Origin of the sequence: Bacillus sp. SIMBA_026 (assembly GCF_046535335.1) — a bacterium.
GTDB lineage: Bacteria > Bacillota > Bacilli > Bacillales > Bacillaceae > Bacillus > Bacillus velezensis.
This window is the reverse complement of record NZ_JAWRWX010000417.1, coordinates 1-243: the sequence shown is the minus strand read 5'-3', so window position 1 is coordinate 243 and position 243 is coordinate 1. Positions and strand designations below refer to the sequence as shown.

The 243-nt window shown below is 69.5% G+C and carries 1 pseudogene; it reads right to left on the bottom strand.

What is annotated here, in order from left to right:
• A pseudogene (locus SB847_RS22030) lies at nt 1-243 on the bottom strand (TonB-dependent siderophore receptor); the annotation flags it as partial.

Below are 243 nucleotides of genomic sequence, written 5' to 3'. Positions count from 1 at the left end.
CCGTTGTTGACCCCGCCGGCCGTCTTGGTTTGGACCGCGTCCAGAACCATCACACCGCCCAGCAGCCGCAGCCCCTCGGTGAGTTCGCCGTAGCCGTAGAGTTCGAGGCCGCGGTTGCGCTGCTCGCCATCGACGCCGAAGACCGGCAGGCCGCCCGTTCGGCTCGCCGTCGACAGGCCGCTGGGCTGGGTGATCTGAAAGGCGCTGAAGGTCGCCCCGAGCCGGCCGAGATCGAGCTTGACC